Source organism: Limnohabitans sp. (assembly GCF_040400975.1).
In the GTDB taxonomy this organism is placed as follows: domain Bacteria; phylum Pseudomonadota; class Gammaproteobacteria; order Burkholderiales; family Burkholderiaceae_C; genus Limnohabitans_A.
In genome coordinates, this window is record NZ_JBBAPF010000155.1 from 1 (window position 1) to 1,007 (window position 1,007).

A 1,007-nucleotide genomic window follows, 5' to 3' on the forward strand; every position below is an offset into this window, starting at 1 on the left:
CTTTTGTTATCGCGATCTCCTCACACAAACAAGCAGCCGCCACGTGAACGCGACATGCACAATGGCTTCTTCTCCGAAAGACACTAGGGCGACCCATGCTCCCTAGTCATCTCCATCAACTCGTAGCGCACGTAAGCAATGATCGTGGGCACCTGGGAAGACAAGACATAGATGGCAAGCCGCGTGGTGGACCGTGGCAAGACGTACGTGTCGAACGCAACGCCCTCGGGCGGGTAGCCGCACGCAACCGGTGCCACAAGTTGTACAAGTACATGAACGTAAGTTGGAGGGAGGCCAACCAATGGCACCCGGCGCCGCTTGGTTGGCGGTTCCGGTTGGTCGGCGGACTCGACATGTTGCTCGAGCTCCCTCATTGGATCATCCGCCAGCGCAGACGAGGGCACAACTGCCAACTGCGCACGCTCGATGGCTCGCTCCCGCAACCTGTCGATGCACCATGTGCGACGGATTGCCGTGCGGGAGCGCGACGCTCCGACGGATGCATGGCTGACCCACTCAGACTTCTCCATCAACACATACATTATGCCGTCAACCCTATGAACAGTCACCGGCTGGCCGCGCTTCAAGCACCCGCCCGTAACTGTCACTGTATCCTGAAATTGCACTTCCGGGAACATTGCCCACTATGTTGCGGAAGTGCCGCAAGAGGTCATAGGTGCAACCATGCATGTGAAACGTGTGCAATACTGACGTTGGGTGCAATTCTGAACCGAGCACGCCTATCAATGTTAGGAACTAGCCGCGGAGCAGTACCTACACCAATGCGGAAGCTGCGCGAAGTCAACGTCGACACAACAATAGAGCATTGGCAATGACTTGAGTTCCTGACAATGAGAAATACATGATGAGTTCAAACATAAGCACGAAGATGGACACCGCCGCCAGCGCAACCTTGCCATCATGATTGACGATGCGCAATCGCAATAATGCAGACTTTTCATGAGTAAGAAGCGATAAGAGTGAAGGGCGACGCAGTATTTGGTGGC

Annotated in this window: 1 protein-coding gene; it reads right to left on the bottom strand. The window is 55.2% G+C overall.

Annotation, left to right across the window (positions count from 1 at the left end; genetic code table 11):
- Nucleotides 1–801: 801 nt before the first annotated feature.
- The coding region (locus ABWQ00_RS16310) for a hypothetical protein (protein WP_353239712.1) at nucleotides 802–1,007 on the bottom strand (206 nt) is incomplete at its 5' end.